This window comes from Vicinamibacterales bacterium (assembly GCA_036504215.1).
Classification (GTDB): domain Bacteria; phylum Acidobacteriota; class Vicinamibacteria; order Vicinamibacterales; family Fen-181; genus FEN-299.
Genome location: DASXVO010000019.1, coordinates 1 through 21,158, shown reverse-complemented (window position 1 = coordinate 21,158; position 21,158 = coordinate 1). Strand labels below are relative to the sequence as shown.

Genomic DNA, 21,158 nt, shown 5'->3' with positions numbered 1-21,158 from the left:
CGTACTACGGCGGAGTCGTCAGAATGTCGGACGCAGTTCCGGCTCGTCGGCGAACTCCTTCAGCTTCCGATAAAGGGTATCGCGCGAGATGCCGAGCAACTCGGCGGCGCGCGTCTTGTTGCCCCCGGATCGATTGAGCGCGGCGCCGATCGCCCGCTGCTCGAGCGTGGACAATCGAAGCGCTTCCGGGTGGAAATCGAATGCCACGTCAGGTGTCCGGTGGTCGGGCGTCACGAGTTGCGCGATGTCGTGTCTCGTCAGCGTGTCGCGGTGCGTGGGCAACAGGGCCACGCCCGCCTGCAGCAGGTTCTCCAGTTGGCGGATGTTCCCCGGGAACGGCAATTCGCGGATCAGGTCGAGCGCCTCGTGGGTGATGCTGCAGCGGCGAGCGTTCGACTGGAACCTGGCCAGCAGGCGCGGCACGAGCTCCGGCAGATCCTCGCGCCGGAGTCGAAGCGGGGGAAGCTCGATCACCAGGATCGTGAGCCGGTAGAAGAGATCGTCCCGCATCGCGCCGTCGTGCATTTCGCGGATGGTTCGGTTCGTTGCCGCGATGATGCGTGCATCGACTCTCACCCGGTCGAGGCCGCCCACGGGCCGAATCTCGCCGTCCTGCAGGACACGTAGCAGCTTGGGCTGCGCAGCGCGCGGCAGATCCGCGATCTCGTCGAGAAAGATGGTCCCGCGGTTGGCGGCGAGGAAGAGCCCGCGATGATCGCTCACGGCTCCGGTGAATGCGCCGCGACGGTGTCCGAAGAGTTCACTCTCGAGCAGATCCGCCGGCAGCGCCGTGCAGTTGACCGGGACGAACGCCCGCGCAGCTCTCGGACTGCTGGCATGGATCGCCCTGGCCAATCTCTCCTTGCCCGTGCCCGTCTCCCCGACGATGAGGACCGGAGTGTCGCTTCGCATCGCCGCCCGAGCCAGTTCGAGCGGCCGCGTCATGGCTGGCGCCAGGCTCGACAGCGCCGCCAGTTGATCGTCGTCGGTGGTGCGCGAAATGGGCAAGCCGGCGGGCGCGCCCTGGGTCGAGGCGCCCAACGCGCGTGTAATCGATCCCATCAACGCGTCGTCCGAGCACGGGAATGGGACGAAGTCCTCCGCCCCGCGTCGAATGGCTTCTGTCGCCGCCCGGATGGACGGGGTGTCGCTGAGGATGATGACGCCGACGTCGGACCGGACCTGGCGGGCCGCGAGCAACAGCGAGGCACCGTCGGGGTGCTGCACGTCCGTATCGACGATGAGCAGCGCCAGCCTGGGGTTGCGATCGAGACAGTCGAGCGCCTGCGGCTCGGTGGGAGCGACGCGACCGATCAGCCCATGGCGCGCCAGCAACGCCAGAAGCGCGTCGCCACGTGACCGATCGGCCGTGCAGACCAACAGTTCACGCGCGGAAGAGGGCTCGGGGGGCACAATTCACACTCTCAGCGCAGCGTGAGGTCCGAGCCGCGCGTGCCGGGCAGTCGCGCCGATGGCCGCGGCGAGAGAACTCAGGCTGACAATTCGGAAGCCAGTTTCAGCGTAGTGCCCGCCGTCGCGCCGGGTCAAGCACAGCCGTCGCCGCTCTGGCCTATCGTGTCCTTGCAGGCTTCCTGGTTGTACCCGCTGCGCCCACTGACCGGCGATCGTCGCCGAGAACGCCACGGCGGTCGTGGCTCAACGGCGGTTACAATGGGGTCGCTTCGTGGCGGCCGCCGCGCGGGATTTCGCGCGCGAGCCGCCGTTGCCCCGCCCGCGGCTGGCGCAGGCCGGAAGCCTGGACCACGTGCGAACGCCGCGAAAGGTGTGAGAGTGAAGGCGCGACCGAATACTCCAGGACGGCCGGTTGGCATCAAGGATATTGCCCGTGCGCTCGGCGTGTCGATTGGCACCGTGGACCGCGCGCTGCACGACAAGCTTGGCGTGAACCCCGGGACGCGGGCGCGGGTGCTCGAAGCCGCCACGGCGCTCGGCTACCGCCCCAACCTCGCTGCCCGCCGCCTGCAGGCGGGGACGGCCCTCCGCATCTCGGTCCATCTGCCGCGCGAGCTGGCGCTGTTCTGGGACCCGGTCCGCGACGGCGTCCGCCAGGCGGCGGCACTCCTCCAGCCGACGCTCCAGGTGGAGTTCCGAGACCACGCGCGGCTCGGCCACGGCGACGTCGAGTCGTTCCGTGAGGCACTCGAGGCCGGCGTCCACGGACTGGTCGTTGCCCCGGGAGACCCGCTCGCGCTCGAGCCGTGGATCGAACGCGCCGCCCGGAAGAAGGTGCCGGTCGTGTGCGTCGTCACCGACGCGCCGGGCACCGAGCGACTCACGTCGGTGTCCGCCGACCCATTCACCGTGGGGGCTGTGGCCGGCGAACTCCTCGCGCGCTTCCTGCCTGGCGGAGGTCCGGTCGCCTTCTTCACGGGGTGGCTGGGGACGCAGGACCACGCCGACAAGCTCCGCGGATTCGAGTCGAGCCTCGCGGTGGCTGGCCCCCGGTTCTCCATGGCGTCGATCGTCGAGGCACACGACGACGAGAGCGCGGGGTATCGGCAGGCGGTCAGCCTGTTGAGGGCCCGCGACGACTTGCGGGGGATCTACGTCAGCACGGTGAACTCGCTGCCGGTGTTGGAAGCGATCAGACAGGATGGGCGCGCGGAATCGTTGACGGTCGTGACGACGGACCTGTTTCCGGACCTCGTGCCGTGGATCCGCCAGGGCGTGGTGGCAGCCACGGTGTACCAGCGGCCGATCACGCAGGGCCGCCTCGCGGTGCAGGCGCTCTACCAATTCCTGCTCGACGGCACCGTTCCGCCGCCGCGGCTGATGGTGGTGCCGCACGTGGTCATGCGGAGCAATCTCGACCTGGTGCTCGACCGGCTGCGTCCCGACCGGGATGACCTCGAAACCCGCCCGCCCGATCTGGAGTCGCCCCGGGCTCCTCGCCCACGCTGACACTTGCCGGCCTGCGCAGCATGCCGAACTGCTCCATGACGGCCGTCTCCGGCGCGGCCAACCGCGCGTCATCGTCGAGCGTGCCGATGGGTCCGGTCGAGCGCCCGTGTGCAACGACCGCGACGCAGAGCAGCGCTTGGCGTGTTCGGGCACGCGTTCGAACACGCGTTCGAGCATTCGGTGAGCATCCGGTGAGCATCCGGTTGACAGGGACTCCGTCTTTGCCTAAGCTACGGCCCACCGTGAACGTTCACGGTAAGCCGTGGCCCCAATCGTGAACGTTTACGTCCGAACGACGGCCCGGTACCAGCCGGGTCGCCCCGGCCGGCCTCGTTGATGGAGGAGTGTCATGAAGAACCGGTTCTACCGCCGGCGAATCGCAGCCGCCGTCCCCCTCATCCTGTTCTGCCTGCTCGCGCTCGCGGTGCCGGCCGTCGCCCAGCTGCAGCTGGCAACCATCCAGGGCACGGTCACCGACCAGACTGGCGGCGTGCTGCCGGGCGTGACCGTGACCGCCACCAACACCGGCACCCGCGTTGCGCGGAGCACGGTCACGAACGAGCGCGGCGTCTACCGGCTCCCCAGCATCGAGCCCGGCGTCTACGATGTGACGGTCGAACTGCAAGGCTTCGGCAAGCTCTCGCGCCCGAAGGTCGACATCGAGGTGGGCGCGACGCTCGGCCTGAACTTCACCCTGCAGCCGGGAGCGATCGCCGAGACCATCACGGTCACCGGTGAGGCGCCCATGGTGCAGACCGAGATTGCCAGCGTGTCCGCCGTGGTGGAACGGAAGCAGCTCGAGGCGCTGCCGCTGGTCGGTCGGAACGTCATGGCCCTCGCCGCGCTGCAGCCGGGCATCAACGGCATCCCGGGCTCGACCGACTTCCTGTCCGCCGAGCAGGGGCTCGGGATCACGGCGAGCGGCCAGCGCGGCAGCGGCAACAACGCGATGGTCGATGGGATGAGCATCAACGGGACGCCGTGGGGCGGCACCGTGCTGGTCGTGCCGAACGCCGAAGCGGTGCAGGAGTTCCAGGTCATCTCGAACAACCAGTCGGCCGAGTACGGCCGCAACAGCGGCGCGGCGGTCAGCATCGTCACCCGTGGAGGGACCAACCGGTTCTCGGGCAGCCTGTTCGAGTTCCACCGCGACCAGTCGCTGCGCGCCCGTGGCATGTTCGAGACCAAGAAGCCCGATTTCAAGCGCAACGACTTCGGCGGCAGCTTCGGCGGGCCGGTCAAGCGGGACAGGACCTTCTTCTTCGGGTCGTTCGAGGGCGTGCGCGAGGTCTCGGGGTCGGGCTCGCTCGTCACCGTGGAGACCGAGGCGTTCGTCAACTACGTCACGTCCACCCGGCCCAACTCGATCGCGGCGAAGCTGCTCAGCACGTACCGGCCGCCGTCCTACCCGACGACCGGCCTCACGGACCTGGGCAGCCCGGCGAAGGGCGCGAACGTCTACTCGAAGACACTGGACGGCATCCCGGACGTCGGGCAGATCAACTACAACAGCCGGAACAACCGGACCGGCAACCAGTTCAACGTTCGCATCGACCACGTGATGAACGGGGGCAACGACCGGATCCGCGGCACCTATTACAGCTCGGGCATCGAGACGTGGACCAACTACGTGCGCTCCGCGTTCAACCACCCGTACCCGGTCGCCAACCAGCTCTTCACGCTCGGCTACACGAAGGTCCTCTCCAATACGATCTTGAACGAGGTGGGATTCGGCTTCGTGCGGATGCACGGTGAGACCGGCGACCCGACGCCCGAGACGCCGACGATCTCCATCTCGGCGATCGGCGGCATCCCGGGATTCGGCGTGGACTTCTGGCACCCCATCTACTACACGCAGAACAACTTCGAATTCAAGGACACGCTGACGATGACGCGCGGCAGCCACAGCCTGCGGATGGGCGGGCAGTTCAGCTGGGGCGCGGACGACAGCGAGATGCACCACTGGCAGCGTCCGAACTACAGCTTCCAGAGCATCTTCGACTTCGCCGACGACGAGCCGTTCACCGAGACGCGTGCGGTGGACCCGGCGACCGGCAAGACGATCTTCGCGACGTCGCACTACCGCACGAAGGAGTTCTCCGGGTTCATCCAGGACAACTGGAAGGTGCGGCCGAACCTGACCCTCAACGTCGGGCTGCGTTACGACAATTTCGGCAACCCGACCAAGTCGCCCGGGCAGTTCAACGCCATCTCGATCGGCTCCGGCTCGACCCGGCAGGAGCAGATCGCGACGGCGAAGGCCGTGGCCGCGGACAGGTTGTACAACACCGACTGGAACAACGTCGCGCCGCGTTTCGGCTTCGCGTGGGATCCGACCACGACGGGTCGGATGGTCGTTCGCGGCGGCTGGGGCATCTCCTACAACCGGATCAACAACACCGTCTGGAGCGACGAGAAGTTCAACCCGCCGCAGTTCGCGCAGGCGACTGCCGGCGTGCAGAACGGCACGCCCATCGTCTACACGCTCGGGCCGAACTATCCTGACAACCCGGCGCTCGGGCGCGGTGTGGACGCAAACGGGGGCATCAAGGGCGCCCGCGTGGCGCTGCGGGTCATCGATCCGGCTACCACGACCCCGTATTCGTACAACTGGTTTGCCGGGATCCAGCGCGAGATGCCGTGGAAGCTCGTCCTGGACGTCAATTACATCGGGTCGGCAGGCCGGAACCTGATGAGCACCGACGGCCCGGGCGGCGAGGACTACAACCGGTTCGCGGGTGACATGCTGGACGGCGTGCGCAACCGGCTCAACCCGAGCTTCGCGAGCGTCGGGCTGGCGGAGAGCCGCATCGACTCGAAGTACAACGGCTTGGCCCTCGGCCTGAAGCGGCGGCTGGACCACGGCCTCTCGTTCCAGTTCGCGTACACGTTCGGCAAGACGTACGACACGCCGGCAAGCGCCACCGAGGTCACGCAGCCGCAGCTCGACTACGGGTACGCGGACTACGACATCCGCCACAAGATTGCGGCGAACATCCTGTGGCAGATTCCGTTCAACTCGGCCCACAAGGCGATGAACGCGGTGTTCGGCGGCTGGCAGATCAACACGATCACCTTCTGGCAGAGCGGCGCCCCGTTCAACGTGACGTGCCCGTCGACCTACCCGACGTGCGATTTCAATGCGGATGGCGTGACGGGTGATCGCATCAACGGGCCAACCAGTGATCTGAACCTCGGGAGCAAGACGCAGGACGACTGGCTCACCGGGGCATTCAAGCTGTCCGGCTTCTCGTTCCCGTCGCAGGGGACGCTCGGGAACCTCGAGCGCAACTCGCTGCGCGGCCCGTCCTACTTCAACACCGATGTGTCGCTGATCAAGAGTGTCTCGATCAGGCGGACCGTGCTGCAGGTCCGCATCGAGGCGTTCAACGCGTTCAACCAGGTGAACCTCAACAATCCGTCGACCAGCACCACGAGCACGACGTTCGGCCGGGTGACCTCGACCCGCTCCATGCGGGTGATCCAGCTTGGTGCGAAGCTGTCGTTCTAGACCCTGAGCTCACGGGTGTCGACCACGCTTCGCGCCCTGCGCACCCTGTGGAACGGGCGCTTTCCGCGCGAGACGTTGGTCAACACGACGGAGTCGAAGGGTAGGCCCTGGAGGTCGGCACCGGGCCGCAGGCGAAGGGTTCGCTGGCGTCGCTCGCCGAACGGCTGGTAATGTGGGGCGGGACCTGACTCGGGTCCCGCCCCGCGTTGTTGTTGCGCGTCGACCTGACTCTCGGGAGACGACCATGACACGTGCACTGCGTGCCGGCGCGCTCGCGCTCGGCGCCTGCCTCTCTGTGGCGGCCGCGGGCGGCCCAACGGGTTCCAGTATCCATCAGCGCCCGCCGAAACCGGTCCCGACGCCGGGTCCGATGCTCGAGCAGGGTACGTTGACGCTGGACACGCCGGACTTCGAGTTGACGCTCGTGCGGTCGTCGCAGACCGTCGCCGCGCTCAAGTCGAAGCGGGCGGGCGGGTTCGACTTCACGCCCGGCGACCTGCTCGTCGAACGCTCGCGGAACGGCTACTACCATCTCGGCGATCTCGATCTGCGCGTTCGCGTGGGAACTGCCGGCGCGTGGAAGAGCTACTCGACCGCACGGTCGCGGACGGCGGTGACCGTGCTTCCGGCCTCACAGCCGCTCCTTGCGGCGGCCGATCTCTCCCCGACGCTGCCGCCCGACCTGCCCGTCCGCGTCACGCGCGAGTGGCGCGTCGAGAACGGCGCGCTGGTCCTCCGGTTCGTGCTGACGAACCACTCCGCGGAACCCGTGGAGGTGGGCAGTCTCGGGATCCCGATGGTCTTCAACAACATCTTGAGCGGCCGGTCGCTCGATCAGGCGCACGCCGCATGCGTCTTCTCAGATCCTTACCTGGGTCTCGACGCCGGGTACCTGCAGGTCACGCGGCTGAACGGGAAGGGGCCCGCCCTGCTGGTCGTCCCCGACGGCCGCACGCCGTTCGAGGCCTACAGCCCGATCCTCAACCCGCCGCGCCCACCCGGATCCCCGGCCGCTGGACCGCAGCCCGTCCCGGCCGAGCCGCCACCCTTCACCGATCCCACGCCGCGCGGCGTCACGTTCGAGGGCTTCTTCGACTGGATGGTGCACAGCCAGGCGCACGCCGAATCGGAGTGGAAGAACGTCGATCAGTGGAACCCGCCAACCAGGCGCACCGTCGCGCCCGGCGCGTCGGTGAGCTACGGTGTCGCCTTCGTCGAAGCGGCGGATATCCGCGCGATCGAACGAGCGCTCGCGGCACGCTCGCGCCCGGTCGCCGTCGGCCTCCCGGGCTACGTCGTCCCGGCCGACGCGGAAGCGCGGCTGTTCCTGAAGTACCAGAGCGCGATCGCGTCGATGCGCGTCGATCCGGCGGCTGCGCTGACCGCGACGAAGCAGGCGCCGACGCCCGGCGGCTGGAAGGCCTACTCGCTGCGCGGCACGACGCCCGGGCGGGCGCGCCTGACGATCACCTACGCCGACGGCGTCGTGCAGACGATCCACTACCTGGTCACCAAGCCGCCGTCCGAAGCGGTCGACGACATGGGCCGCTTCATGACGACGCGCCAGTGGTTCGTCGATCCAGCGGACCCGTTCAAGCGCAGCCCGTCGGTGATGACCTACGACCGCGACGAGAACCGCATCGTCACCGAGGACAGCCGTGTCTGGATTGCCGGCCTTGGCGACGAGGGCGGCTCGTCGTGGCTGGCGGGCGCGTTGAAGCAACTGGGCCGGCCCGTGGCGGCGGAGCTGGCCAAGTACCAGCAGTTCATCGACGGTGTGGTCTGGGGCGGATTGCAGTACGGCGACGGCCCGCGCCAGTACGCGGTCCGCAAGAGCCTCTTCTACTACCAGCCGGACCAGATGCCGCCCGGCTACTATCGGGGCGACCTCAACTGGACCACCTGGACGAGCTGGAAGAAGGACGCCACGGAAGCCGTGGATCGCTCCTACAACTACCCGCATGTCGCGGCGCTGCACTGGACGATGTATCGCCTGGCGCGGAACCACGTCGGTCTCGTGACCAATCACCAGTGGGACTGGTATCTCGACAAGGCGTACCGGACGTCGGTCGCGATGGTGGTGCACGCCCCGCGCTACGCGCAGTTCGGGCAAATGGAGGGGACGGTCTTCGTCGAGATCCTGCGCGACCTGCAGCGCGAGGGCTGGAAGGACCAGGCGGCCGACCTCGAGGCGCGGATGAAGGCGCGCACGGCGGTGTGGACGAAACTCGCCTACCCCTTCGGCAGCGAGATGCCGTGGGACTCGACGGGGCAGGAGGAGGTCTACGCCTGGACGACGTACTTCGGCGACCTGGCCAAGGCGCGGGTGACGCTGGATGCGATCGTCGCCTACATGCCCACCGTGCCGCATTGGGCCTACAACGGCAGCGCGCGCCGCTACTGGGACTTCCAGTACGCGGGGAAGGTGCGGCGCGTCGAACGGCAGCTCCATCACTACGGATCGGGCCTCAACGCGATCCCGGTGTTGGCCGGCTATCGTGAGCATCCAGAGGATCTGCACCTGCTGCGGGTTGGATTCGCGGGTGCCATGGGCGCGCTCACCAACATCGACGCCGACGGCTTCCTGGCGCCGGCGTTCCACTCGTTTCCCGACATGCTGAGGCGCGACGCGATCTCGGGAGACTGCGCACAGAACTTCCTGGGCCACGCGTTCAACACCGGGACGTACGTCGTGCACGACCCCGAGTTCGGCTGGCAGGCGTTCGGGGGAGTCGTTTCGGCGCGGGGTTCGCGGGTGGTGGTCGAGCCGCGGGATTCGTTCCGCATGCGCGTCTACCTCGCGCCGCTCGGGTTGTGGATCACGCTCGATGCGGGGCACTTCGAACGGGTGGAGTTCGACGTGGCCGCGCGGACCGTGCGTCTCAGCCTGGCCCCGGCAACCGGGGTGACGCCCGTGGCCCGCGTGCGGGTGGAACAGCCGGCGGCGGTGGCCGGCGTCGGCACGTTCGCACCGCGGGCTGCGGGCCTGAAGTCGGAGCGGGGCGCGTACATCGTGCCGCTCGGCGCGACGACCACGGTGCTGGACGTCTCGAGCGGCCGAGGTCGATCCAGATGAATCGAGTGCTCACGACTTGTGTCGCGGCCTCAGCCCGGTGAGCGGCCGCACAGGGGATCGCCCGAGTTGTCGGTGTCTTCAGCCACGGAGTGCTTCGGTATGAACCAGCGGACCTTCCTCGGACTGTTCTTGGCGGCGGTCCTCGCCGCGCCGGTCGTCTCCGGGTTCGACGTCCCTCAAGGGGGCGACCAGTTCCTCGATGGGATCGGCGAAACCGCGCTGGTTGCGCGCTACGTGTGCAGCCGAAACACGGAGGATTCCTCCAGGAACCAGTTCCATGCGGCGCTACGTGGAAGCGGCGGTGCGTTCGTCGAGGACCCCCGGTTCGGCACGGCGCTGGAGCTGGCGGGCAACGGCGCCCATATCGAGCTCCCCGGTCACGCCCTGGCCGGAGAAGACGCGATCAGCATCACGGGCTGGCTGTTCCTGCCGACCGGAGCCTCGGGACCCTTTTTCGATTTCGGGCAGAGCGGGTCGGCGAGGATGTTCGCCGAAGTGAGCGGGGCCGGCTTCCGCGCATCGATCGCGTCCGGCGACGCGCGGATGGAGACGACCGCCGCACCGGTGCCCGTGAATCAGTGGGTCCACTTGGCCGTCGTGCTCGACCCCGCACACCGCCTCTTGACGACGTATCTGGACGGCGTCCGGGTGGGCCAGGCGACAAACGTCACCGTGACGGCGGTGCAGTTGAGCAACCAGGCGTCCGGTGATGCGAAGCGTCTCTACTTCGGCCGTGTCCAGGACGCGGCGGCAGCGACACTCCAAGGCAGGCTGCGCGACGTCCGCATCTACCGCGTCGTGTTGACCGACGCCCAGGTGGCCACAATCCAGGGCAACGCCTCGGGCCGCCAGTCCGGCGGTCGCCGCGGCGCCCCGCCCGCGCCGGTCATCTCGACCGCCGCCATCCCCCGGGAATCCCCGCTGGCGTCGCGCGTGGACCGCGTTCCAGACATCCAGGCCGGGACGGTCGTGGGCCATCTCCCGCGGCTGCCGCGCGAGATCCCCGCGGTGTACCGGAATGGCGCCAGCGGCCCAGATGTCCGCGTGATCTGGCCGGCGCCGAGGGACAACAGCCAGGTGGGGAAGCCCGGCACCTACACGGTGACGGGCACCGTGCCCGGCACGACGTTCCACCCCAAGGCGACGGTGGCGGTGAGGCCGGCCAGCGATCCGGCCGCGGTTCCCGTGCGCACGGTGGAGCCCTTTCCGCTCGGTCGCGTCGTCCTCAACCAGGACACCAAGGGGCGTGATACGCCGTTCATCAAGAACCGCGACAAGTTCATCCGGACGCTGGCGACGGCCAATCCCGACCGTTTTCTCTACAACTTCAGGGACGCCTTCGGACAGCCGCAGCCTGGCGGCGCGCAGCAGCTCGGCGGGTGGGACAACCAGACGACACGCCTGCGCGGGCACGCCACCGGTCACTACCTGTCGGCGATCGTCCAGGCCTACGCCAGCACCACGTACGACGAGTCGTTGAGGGCGAACTTCCTCCAGAAGATGAACTACCTGATCGACACGCTCTACGAGCTCTCGCAGAAGTCGGGCAGGCCCGTGGAGCCAGGCGGCCCGTTCAACGCCGATCCGGCCGCAGTGCCGCCCGGCCCGGGCCGCGCCGGCTATGATTCGAATCTCAGGGTCGGGGCGATCAGGACCGACTACTGGAACTGGGGACGGGGCTTCATCAGTGCCTATCCCCCCGATCAGTTCATCATGCTCGAGCGCGGCGCCACCTACGGCACACAGGACACGCAGATCTGGGCCCCCTACTACACCCTGCACAAGATCGTCGCCGGCCTGCTCGACTGCTACGAAGTGGGAGGCAACCGCAAAGCCCTGGAGATCGCCCAGGGCATGGGCGCGTGGGCCTACGCCCGCCTCAAGGTCCTCCCGGCCGAGACGCGCATCAGCATGTGGGGCCGCTACATCGCGGGCGAGTACGGCGGCATGAACGAGGTGATGGCACGCCTGTACCGGTTGACCCGCGACCGGCAGTTCCTGGAATGCGCCAGGCTGTTCGACAACACCAACTTCTTCTTCGGCAACGCGGCGCACGATCACGGCCTGGCCAGGAACGTCGATACGATTCGCGGCAAGCACGCCAACCAGCACATCCCGCAGATCACGGGTGCGCTCGAGACCTTCCGCGACACCGGTGAACGGCCCTACTATGTGATCGCCGACAATTTCTGGGACATGGCGACCAACGACTACATGTACAGCATTGGGGGCGTGGCCGGCGCGCGCATTCCGAACAACGCGGAGTGCTTCACCGCCGAGCCCGACACGTTGTGGGAGAACGGCTTCGCCAACGGCGGGCAGAATGAGACGTGCGGCACCTACAACCTGCTGAAGCTCGACCGCCAGCTCTTCATGTTCGACCAGACGGCGAAGTACATGGACCACTACGAGATGGCGCTCTACAACCACATTCTCGCGTCGGTCGCCGAAGACGACGCTGGGAACACCTACCACGTCCCGCTCAATCCCGGATCGCAGAAGCGATTCGGGAACGCCGACATGAGCGGCTTCACCTGCTGCAACGGCACCGCCCTCGAAAGCAACACCAAGCTCCAGGACTCCATCTACTTCAAGAGCGCCGACGACAAGACGCTGTTCGTCAACCTCTTCGTGCCGTCCACGCTGCATTGGGCCGAGCGCAAGGTGGTGGTGAAGCAGCAGACCGATTTCCCATACGCCGACACGACCAGGCTCGTCCTCGAGGGCGGTGGGGCGTTCGACATCAAGATCCGGGTGCCGCGCTGGGCAGCCCGCGGCATCTTCGTCCGGATCAACGGCCGCGAGCAGCCGGTCAAGGCGGTGCCAGGCAGCTACCTGACGCTGCGCCGGACCTGGCGGTCGAACGATGCGATCGAGCTTCGCATCCCGTTCAATTTCCACCTCGTGCCGGTCGTGGACCAGCCGAACGTCGCCAGCCTCTTCTATGGCCCGGTCCTGCTCGCGGCCGAGGAAGCGGCCCCGCGCAGCGACTGGCGCCCGGTCACCCTCGACGCCTCCGATATCGGCAAGACGATCACGGGCGATCCCGCGACGCTCCGTTTCAGCATCGACGGCGTGCCCTTCAAGCCGTTCTACGAGACGTACGGGAGGTATTCGGTGTACCAGCACGTCACGCTGAAGTGAGCGCCCGGCTGAGCACTCGCCGAGCGCACCTCAGCGACAGTGCAGCCACCTGATCAGCCTGGCGCCTGAATATTGGTGATTTCGTGTACCTGAAAATTGCGACCTGGAACGTCAACGGCATCCGTGCGCGAGAGGCGCAGGTGCTGGACTGGCTGGTGCGCGAGCAGCCGGATGTGCTCTGCCTCCAGGAAATCAAGGCCGCGCCGGATCAGATACCGGCATCACTCATCGACATGGACGGCTACTGGTGCCACTGGCACGGCGGCAAGGGCTACTCCGGCGTGGCACTGCTCGCTCGCAAGGACACGTGCCCGGAACGCCCGCGCTTCTACCACCCTCCCTTCGATTTCGAAACGCGCATCGTCGAATCCACGATCGGGGACGTGACCGTGAGCTCGGTCTACGTGCCGAACGGCGGCAAGGACTTCCCGGCGAAACTGCGGTTCCTCGAGGCGATGGACGACTACGTGCGCGCCGCCGGTGATCGGGGACAGGCGCTCGTCCTCTGCGGCGACCTCAACATCACGCGGACCGAGATGGACGTGCATCCGAAGGAGCGGAAGCCGAACGCCATCGGCCAGCTTCCCGAAGAGCGGGCGCTGCTCGAGCGGATCCTGTCTCGCGGTCTCGTCGATGTCGGCCGCGCCCTCGACCCGGACAACGACCAACTGTTCACCTGGTGGCCGCCGTGGCGCAACATGCGACAGCGCAACATCGGCTGGCGCCTCGACTACGTGCTGGCAAGCCGCGCCGTCGCCGCCCACGCCGTCCGCTGTCCCGTCTATCGCGAGGAGGGGACGAGCGACCATGCGCCAGTGGTCGCGGAATTCGAAATGCTCTAATGCAGCGGTCGGAGTTCAGGCAGTCTCAGCGCCGCCCCTTCAGTACCGTCCCTTCAGCACCGCACCTCAAGCACCTCTGGCACCCGTAGCACCCCCAGCACCAGCACCTATAGCACCCGAAGCACCTGTAGCACCTTCAGCACCTGATTGGTATCCTATCCCGTGCCCATCACGACCCTCTTCCTCGATGCCGGCGGCGTTCTCGTCGTTCCCAACTGGCAGCGCGTGAGCGACGCGCTGGCCGCACACGGTGTGGACGTCTTGCCCGCCGTCCTGGCCGACGCCGATCCGCGGGCCAGGCACGATCTGGATCTCGGCCTTTCCAGGGCCGTGAGCGACCAGCAACGCGGCTGGCTCTACTTCAACCTGGTCCTCGACAAGGCGGGCGTCACGACGTCGGAGAAGACGGATGCTGCGCTGGCCGACCTGCAGGCGTACCACACCCGCGTGAACCTCTGGGAAACGGTGCCAGATGGCGTCCGCGAGGCCCTGGAGCGGATGCGCGGCCTCGGCCTGAAGCTGGTCGTGGTGTCGAACGCGAATGGGAAGCTCAGGTTCCTGATGGAGCGCCTGGGCCTCGCGCCGTTCTTCCAGTTGATGCTCGACTCGACGGAAGAAGGCGTGGAGAAGCCCGACCCGCGGCTGTTCCAGCGGGCGCTCGAACGCTCCGGTGCGATCGCGGTCGAGACGATGCACGTCGGCGATCTGTTCAACGTGGACGTGATGGGAGCCAGGGGTGCCGGGCTGCAGGCGGCGCTCCTCGATCCGCTCGACCTCTACGCAGCCTTCGACTGTCTCCGCGTGCACTCGCTCGGCGAACTCGCGACGCTGCTCGAGCGAGCGGGCTCAGGGCTCAAGCCGTAGTCCTCGCAGGCGTCATCAGTTTCTTCACCATCCAGACGATTGTGCCCGCGGCTGTGACGAGCAGCAGCGCAAACACGGCGATCGCGCCCCACTGAGGGGCGAGCGATGTCGTGATTGCGAAGCCCGCGCCTTGCAGCATCGCGCGGCGGACAACGTCGCGGACGAAGGCCATCGACGCCAGACTGACGGCCAGGCTGCCGACGCCGCCGACAACGAGCGAGCCGGGCGCACCGGCGTAAGCCGCGGGGATGAAGTGACCGAGCGCCGACAGGGCCGCGAGAATGCCAACGCCCATGGCGATGGTCCCGGCGAGGTCTCGTCCCATGAAGCGCAGCAGGATCTCCGAGGGCAGCGCGCCCAGCCACCAGAAACCCGCCAGCAGGTTGACCACGGTTCCGCAGGCGCACCACAGCACGCCGTGATGCACGAGCCAATTCGCGAACAGCACATCGCGCCGCCGGGCCACCAGGCCCATCGCGGCGACAGCCGCGCCCGACACGGCGACCGACCCGATCAGCATGTGCAGGCAGCGAGGTGCAAGCGTTGGATCGCCGAGGTTCCAGTGCAGCCCGGCAGCGCTGAGCGCGAACTTTGCCGAGAGAGATGGCGGCCGAAGCATCAGGCTCATCACGTTCGACTGGATGAAGCCGATCGCGGCGACGAGCACGACAATCACCCAGGCCAACCCGGCCGACCGCCGAGCCGCGCCGACGTACGTGCCGTAGTAGGCGAGGATCAACAGGACGACGAGACCCAGCCACGCGGCGGCCATCAGCACCGCCGCCGTGAAGAACAGACGGCCGTAGAGCGCCTGCACGAACAGGAGTGCGGCCACACCGAGGGACACCGTCGCCGCCACGATGACGGGGAGCGCGTGTGCGATGAGGTCCGCGAGCGCGGCGGCGTGGGCGTTCGTGCGGCCGCGGATGCGGGAGACCGCCGCGATGATAGAACCGCCAAGCAGGAGGTTCATCGGCACCAGATGCAGCACGAACAGCAGCATCAGCAACGTCGAGAGCAACCAGGGCGGCGCCGGGAGCGGCACGACATCCGGTCCGGGGATCATCGGACACCTCGCGTTCCAGCAGCCGCCGGCAGCGTCGTCAAGTAATCGGCGAGCGCTCTGCGTTGGTCGTCGGTCCCGTTGAATGCCGACATCACGTCGTTCACCTGCGGAAGTCTGCCGAGCGTCTCGTAGTACTGCGCGACGGTGCGGCCGCGTCCGCCGATCTGGAAATCGGCACCCGAGCCGTGACACGCGGAGCAATTGGCCTCGAAGTACGTGTAGCCGACATCGGCCGATGGTCCGTCCAACCGGGGCGTGAGCCGGCCGCCGCCGAGACGTGTGAGATAGGCAGACAGTGCCTCGCGTTCGGCATTGGTCCCGGTGAAGGGTGGCATGCGTCGGCCCCGCCAGGTGTCCAGGTTCGCGAGCGTCGAACGGATGGCCTCCTGGCCCCTGCCGCGCACCAGTGGTCTGATGGCGAGATATCCATCCTGCGTGTGGCACGGCGTGCAGAGCAGCCGGAACACCTCCGCACCTTCGGCGGCCGTGCGGTCAGCGGTCGCCCCGATGGGCCGCTTCCACAGCGCCGACTGCAGCACGCCATCCCGGTTGACGGTGGTGATGGAGAAGCGGTCGTCCGCGGCGGACGTCGCGCGAACGCCGTTCACGAACATGTAGCCGCCGATCACGTACGGCTTGCGCAGGTCCTCCCGAACCCACTCGCCGGCGCCCATCGCGGTGAAGGTCGCGGCGAGGATGGCCAGCGCCAGGGGCAGGCCGTACCGCCGCCGCCGGATCGTGGTGGCCACGAGCGCCAGCAGCAGCGTCCACGTGGACGCCACGATGACCACTTGCGTCGCGCGAATCGCGACCGGGTTGCCGCTCGCGCTGCCGTGGAGGAGCGCGCTGGCGAGGCCGTCGACCGCGCCCGAGTTCCCGCCGAGCGGTTCGCCGATCGGCACACCGACGAGGAAGGCCACGCCCAGATACGACGTCACCGCGACCGGCAGGCCGATCGCCATCGGGACGATCCAGCGCAGCGCGTACCGCGCCACCTTCTCCTTCAGCGCCGGGTCCCGCATCCGGGCCGCCGTCAGCAGCGCGTACAACCCGGCGAGGCCGAACGCCACCAGCGTTCGCGCGACGAGCGACGGCAGGAAGGTCGGATTCAGGAAGCCAGAGACGAGGCTGCGGTTCGTAATCCAGCTTCCGGGCGTCAGCATGAAGCTGAGAATGCTGTTGATGACGAAGAGGCTCAGCCAGGCGGCGACGAAGTAGATCCAGCCGACGGTGACGTGCGTGCGCGCATCGAGCCGGTCCCAGCCGTAGTAGTAGACCATCGCCGCGGCAATCTCGGTCGCGAACAACGTCCACTCGATCGCCCACGCCCAGAGGAAGACGCTGATGAGCGTGGAGGTGGCCTGGGGGTGAACCAGGCCGATCGTGGACCAGATGCCGACACCAGTGATCGCTCCGAACACGAGTGTCAGCATCACGAAGAAGCGGCTGTGCTGGCGGACGTAGCCGAGCAGCGCCTCGTCGCCCTCGCGCCGGGCCTTCCGCTCGGCCAGGACGAGGAAGAGGCCGCCGCCGACGGCGAAGTGCGAGATGAAGACGTGCACCACCGCCACGAAGGCGATCAGCAGGCCTTTGGCCGGCAGCGACCAGAGCGGGTAATCCATCCTACTTGAGTCGCGCTTCGACCGCGTTCCAGTCGATGTTGTTGAAGAACGCCGCGATGTAGTCCGGGCGCTTGAGGCCGTAGTCGATCATGAAGGCGTGCTCGAACACGTCCATGATGAGCAGCGGCGTGCAGCCGGCCGGATGGCCGCCGTCGTGCTCGGTGATCCAGAAGTTCGCCAGCTTCCCGTTCGTCGGATCCTGATAGAGCACCGTCCAGCCGATCCCGCGCATCGCGCCGGTCGCCTTGAAATCCTTCTCCCAGTTCTCGTGGCTGCCGAAGTCGGCCGTCAGCTTCCTCCCGAGCTTCCCGGTGGGAGCGAGCGGCGCCTTGCCGCCGAGGTTCTCGAAGTAGAACTCGTGGAGCCGCATCCCGTCGAACTCCCAGCCGAGACGCCGCTTCAATTCGGCGTACTCGGGCGTGCCAGCCTTGCCGTCCTTCAGCATCGCGTCGAGCGCGTCGAGCAGCTTGTTGGTGTTGGTGACGTAGCCCTGGTAGAGCGTGAAGTGGTTCTTCAGCAGCGTCTCGCTGAAGCCGGGCATGCCGATCAGGGCGGAGTAGTCCTTTGCCGTGTAAGCCATGCTGTGCCTCCTGTAGTGCTCGAAGGACACCCCTTCGAGATGGTCGTCCGCGGGCGGGAGAGAAGCTTGTGCTTCCGTGGATCAAGCTGGGATCGAGCCCATTAGTACAGAGGGTTTGTGGAGGAGTCAAGATGGAGAGAAGGGCCACGTGGTGAGTGCTGTGTGCGAAGTGCGCGGGAAGGTCAGTAGATGAATTCCCGCACGTCGTATCGCGCGAGCTGGGGTGCGGTGGCGCCGAACACGAGGGCGCTGCGGATGGCGGCGAGTTGGGCGAGGCGCGCATCGAGATCGAGCGGATCCAGGGCGTGCGCGGCGGCAAGCCCGGGGTATGCCGTGCCAGGAACCTCGACGAGGTCGCTGAAGTAGAGCACGTCGCCGGCGCCCAGGCCCATCGCGTTGACGGCGTCGACGGTGTCCGCGACGTGAGCCGCAGAATAGCGGTGCCCACCCAATCCGATCATCACGATCACACCCACCGACACCCCGCCCTCTTTCATGGCGTGCACCGCCTCGACGGCTTGAGTCCTGGTGGCAGGCTTGCGCACGAACGCCAGAAGCGGGTCGTGGCCGGACTCCAGGCCGACGTAGATGCGGCGCAGGCCGAGCGCGTGCAGGCATGAGTAGTCGGTCGACCCCTTGCGCGTTCCGGTGAAGCCGTCAACGAACGCGTGAACGGGCTGGTTCGCCAGGTCGAACTGGCTGGAGAGCACCCCGAACAGCTCCACCAGCCGCGGCATCGGGATGGCGATCGCGTTGGCGGCGCCGAGGAAGATGGAGCGTCGGCGCAGACTGATCGACTCACCCAGGTACGCCTTCACCTCGTCCGCATGTCGAGCGAAGTCGGCGGGAGACTTTACCCGATAGGGACGATCGTAGAGGTCGCAGAAGGTGCAACTTCCGAAGGAGCAGCCTTCCGTAGCCTGCAGGACCACCGACAGATACTGATCGGGGGGCAGCATCCCGATCGGCCGATAGACCGCGGCAAAGCGCTCCGCGTCTTCGCGCGCGGCTCGCGCGTCGAAGGCTGCGCAGCGGGCGAGAAGCGGCTCCACGTCCGCGCCGGGCATGCCGCCCGAACCGTCGCGCCAGCCTTCGCGAAACCGGGCCACCCGGTCGGCGGCCTCGGCCGCGCGGGCGGCAGCTTCGTCGACGAGCGCGTCTGCCTCCGCTCCTTCCAGGCGCACGCGGTGGCGCGCGTCGTACGGATTCAATGCGCCGCGCGTGTCATCACGCCACTTGTGCAGTACTTGTCCGGTGAGGCCGCGACGAAACGTGTGCCCATTCTTCCAGATGCTGTAGAGCCGGCCGCCGAGGTCCCACGCGGACACCCAGCCCTCGCCGACGGCCAGCGAAACGGAGGTATCCTTGTGACTCAGGGCCGCCGAATCGTTGCGAAGCCGCCCTCGAAACAGCATGGGGTCAGCATAGCAGGACCTCTGGCAGGAGAGCTTCCGATGAACGACCAGCGCGAATCGTCAGGGCACGTGACGGGACCGGTGGACCGTCGGCAATTCCTTCGCTACGGCGCGATCGGCGGCGCGATGGCCGCGGCCGTGTCGATGCCGCTTGCCGTGCCGGACGCCTCGGCGGCCCCGCGGCCGGCCCCCGCGCCCGTCCTGGCGTTCGATCTGGAAGAAGCGACCGTCGGGGACCTGCAGAAACGCATGGAGTCGGGTCAGGAGACGGCGCGCTCGCTCGTCGAGAAATACCTTGGGCGGATCGAGACGCTCGACAAGCAGGGCCCCGCGCTGCACCACGTCATCGAGCTGAATCCGGACGCGCTGGCGATTGCCGACGCGCTCGATGCCGAGCGGAAGAGCAAGGGCGCGCGAGGCTTGCTGCACGGCATTCCCGTGCTCGTGAAGGACAACATCGGCACGGCCGACCGCATGACGACCACCGCCGGTTCGCTCGCCCTGGAGGGCTCGATTCCCGCGAAGGACGCATTCGTCGCCCGCAGACTGCGGGAAGCCGGCGCCATCATCCTCGGCAAGACCAACCTCAGCGAGTGGGCGAATTTCCGTTCGTCACACTCGTCGAGCGGGTGGAGCGGGCGCGGCGGCCAGGCGAAGAACCCGTACGCGCTCGACCGGAATCCGTCGGGTTCGAGCTCGGGCACCGGCGGCGCAATCGCGTCGAGCTACGCGGCCGTCGGCATCGGCACCGAAACCGACGGCTCCATCGTCTCGCCCTCGAACAACTGCTCGCTCGTGGGCATCAAGCCGACGCTCGGTCTCGTCAGCCGGGCCGGGATCATCCCGATCGCCCACAGCCAGGACACCGCCGGCCCGATGACGCGCACGGTCGGTGAAGCGGCCATCCTCCTCGGCGCGCTGGTCGGCGCCGATCAGGACGACGTGGCAACGAAGAACGCGGCCGTGAAGAGCAAGACCGACTACACCACGTATCTCAATCCGCACGCGCTCGAGGGCGCGCGCATCGGCATTCCGCGAAAGGAGTGCTTCGGGCAGAGCGTTCACGCGGACAAGATCGCAGACGAAGCGATTGCGGTCCTGAAGCAGCTTGGCGCGGTGATTGTCGATCCGGCGAACCTGCCACCGTCCAGGGGATTCTCGGACAGCGAGATGGACGTGCTGCTGTACGAGTTCAAGGCCGACGTGAACGCCTACCTGGCCGCCCTCGGTCCAAAGGCCCCGGCGCACACGCTGAAGGAGATCATCGAGTTCAACGAGACGCACAAGGACCGCGAGATGCCGTTTTTCGGCCAGGAGATCTTCATTCGCGCCGAGAAGAAAGGACCGCTGACCGACGTCGCGTATCGCACGGCGTTGGCCACGAACCGCCGGTTGTCACGGGCCCTGGGCATCGACGCCGTGATGGCAAGATACAAGCTCGATGCGTTCGTGGCGCCGACCAGCGGTCCGGCGTCGCTCACCGATCTCGTAAACGGTGATTATGGCCCCGGCGGTTGCTCCACCTACCCGGCCGTCGCCGGCTATCCGCACATCACCGTTCCCGGCGGTTACGCGGTCGGGCTGCCCGTCGGCCTGTCCTTCTTCGGCCGCGCGTGGAGCGAGGGCAAACTCATCGGCTACGCCTACGCGTACGAGCAGGCAACGAAACACCGGAAGCCGCCCACGTTCCCGGCGACCGTGACGCTCTGAGGACATAGAACCGGTTTCAAAGCCCGCCAGCGGGTGGCGGCGACCGGTGACACGCCGGCCGGAGCAGGCGATTGCCGCGCAGACCGACCGGAGTCGGTGGGCGAACTGGCGGTCCACGCCGGACGATCGGCCGCCGCGGCCCGGTGACACGGCCGGCGGGGCGCCCATCGACGCGGCCCAGGGCAGAGTGAGCGGGGCCGAACCACGGGTCTCGCCAAGCGCGGCGTAGACCGCCCACCTGCGTCAGGGCATCGAGCCGGACGGTGGCGGCGTGGTGATCTGGCCGTGGGGGTATGGGGGCTCGGACCCGTCCTCTCCCCCCGCGGCCTGTCATCGGACGGAAGGCCGTCGCCGGGAGGCTTCGCCCGGACAGCGCGGCGCGGCGCGAGATCCGGGGATCGGCCGC

12 protein-coding genes are annotated in these 21,158 nt (G+C 67.7%); 7 read left to right on the top strand and 5 right to left on the bottom strand.

Features of this window, described 5'->3' with window-relative positions; all coding sequences use genetic code 11:
* Positions 1-18: 18 nt before the first annotated feature.
* A complete protein-coding gene (locus VGK32_04585) occupies positions 19-1,413 on the bottom strand; it encodes a sigma-54 dependent transcriptional regulator (GenBank protein ID HEY3381020.1) in 1,395 nt (464 codons plus the stop codon).
* A 378-nt stretch (positions 1,414-1,791) separates the two neighbouring features.
* Here VGK32_04585 and VGK32_04580 point away from each other — a divergent pair, with 378 nt between their 5' ends.
* From VGK32_04580 to VGK32_04555, 6 genes are all read left to right on the top strand, one after another.
* A complete protein-coding gene (locus VGK32_04580; protein HEY3381019.1) occupies positions 1,792-2,922 on the top strand; it encodes a substrate-binding domain-containing protein in 1,131 nt (376 codons plus the stop codon).
* 349 nt (positions 2,923-3,271) lie between these two features.
* The gene (locus tag VGK32_04575; protein ID HEY3381018.1) at positions 3,272-6,433 is read left to right on the top strand and encodes a TonB-dependent receptor; all 3,162 of its coding nucleotides are present in this window, start codon (positions 3,272-3,274) and stop codon (positions 6,431-6,433) included.
* Positions 6,434-6,677: 244 nt separating this feature from the next.
* Positions 6,678-9,509, top strand: coding sequence for a DUF5695 domain-containing protein (locus VGK32_04570; GenBank protein HEY3381017.1), 2,832 nt, complete (start codon positions 6,678-6,680; stop codon positions 9,507-9,509).
* A 99-nt stretch (positions 9,510-9,608) separates the two neighbouring features.
* Positions 9,609-12,653: a beta-L-arabinofuranosidase domain-containing protein gene (locus VGK32_04565; GenBank protein HEY3381016.1), complete on the top strand. Its 3,045-nt coding sequence runs from the start codon at positions 9,609-9,611 to the stop codon at positions 12,651-12,653.
* A gap of 83 nt (positions 12,654-12,736) precedes the next feature.
* The gene (locus VGK32_04560) at positions 12,737-13,495 is read left to right on the top strand and encodes an exodeoxyribonuclease III (GenBank protein ID HEY3381015.1); all 759 of its coding nucleotides are present in this window, start codon (positions 12,737-12,739) and stop codon (positions 13,493-13,495) included.
* 162 nt (positions 13,496-13,657) lie between these two features.
* Entirely contained in the window at positions 13,658-14,359 is a 702-nt protein-coding gene (locus VGK32_04555) for an HAD-IA family hydrolase (GenBank protein ID HEY3381014.1), read from the top strand.
* Here VGK32_04555 and VGK32_04550 read toward each other — a convergent pair.
* From VGK32_04550 to VGK32_04535, 4 genes are all read right to left on the bottom strand, one after another.
* Complete coding sequence (locus VGK32_04550) at positions 14,349-15,425, bottom strand: hypothetical protein (protein HEY3381013.1); 1,077 nt, start codon at positions 15,423-15,425, stop codon at positions 14,349-14,351. The two genes, VGK32_04555 and VGK32_04550, sit on opposite strands and share 11 nt — an antisense overlap.
* On the bottom strand, positions 15,422-17,047 hold the full coding sequence (locus tag VGK32_04545) for a cytochrome ubiquinol oxidase subunit I (GenBank protein ID HEY3381012.1): 1,626 nt from the start codon (positions 17,045-17,047) through the stop codon (positions 15,422-15,424). The genes VGK32_04550 and VGK32_04545 overlap by 4 nt, the downstream gene beginning before the upstream one ends.
* Before the next feature lies 1 nt (position 17,048).
* Positions 17,049-17,627 carry a Fe-Mn family superoxide dismutase gene (locus VGK32_04540; GenBank protein HEY3381011.1) on the bottom strand — a complete coding sequence of 193 codons (579 nt, stop codon included), beginning with the start codon at positions 17,625-17,627 and terminating at the stop codon, positions 17,049-17,051.
* Positions 17,628-17,809: 182 nt separating this feature from the next.
* Positions 17,810-19,042 carry a radical SAM protein gene (locus VGK32_04535; protein HEY3381010.1) on the bottom strand — a complete coding sequence of 411 codons (1,233 nt, stop codon included), beginning with the start codon at positions 19,040-19,042 and terminating at the stop codon, positions 17,810-17,812.
* 39 nt (positions 19,043-19,081) lie between these two features.
* Between VGK32_04535 and VGK32_04530 the strand changes: the two genes are divergently transcribed.
* Positions 19,082-20,752 carry an amidase gene (locus tag VGK32_04530; GenBank protein HEY3381009.1) on the top strand — a complete coding sequence of 557 codons (1,671 nt, stop codon included), beginning with the start codon at positions 19,082-19,084 and terminating at the stop codon, positions 20,750-20,752.
* The last annotated feature ends 406 nt before the right edge of the window (positions 20,753-21,158 follow it).

Coding starts and splice junctions, on each gene's coding strand:
- VGK32_04575 (HEY3381018.1), top strand. CDS start 3,272: ATGAAGAACCGGTTCTACCGCCGGCGAATCGCAGCCGCCGTCCCCCTC.
- VGK32_04570 (HEY3381017.1), top strand. CDS start 6,678: ATGACACGTGCACTGCGTGCCGGCGCGCTCGCGCTCGGCGCCTGCCTC.
- VGK32_04565 (HEY3381016.1), top strand. CDS start 9,609: ATGAACCAGCGGACCTTCCTCGGACTGTTCTTGGCGGCGGTCCTCGCC.
- VGK32_04550 (HEY3381013.1), bottom strand. CDS start 15,425: ATGATCCCCGGACCGGATGTCGTGCCGCTCCCGGCGCCGCCCTGGTTG.
- VGK32_04545 (HEY3381012.1), bottom strand. CDS start 17,047: ATGGATTACCCGCTCTGGTCGCTGCCGGCCAAAGGCCTGCTGATCGCC.
- VGK32_04540 (HEY3381011.1), bottom strand. CDS start 17,627: ATGGCTTACACGGCAAAGGACTACTCCGCCCTGATCGGCATGCCCGGC.
- VGK32_04535 (HEY3381010.1), bottom strand. CDS start 19,042: ATGCTGTTTCGAGGGCGGCTTCGCAACGATTCGGCGGCCCTGAGTCAC.
- VGK32_04530 (HEY3381009.1), top strand. CDS start 19,082: ATGAACGACCAGCGCGAATCGTCAGGGCACGTGACGGGACCGGTGGAC.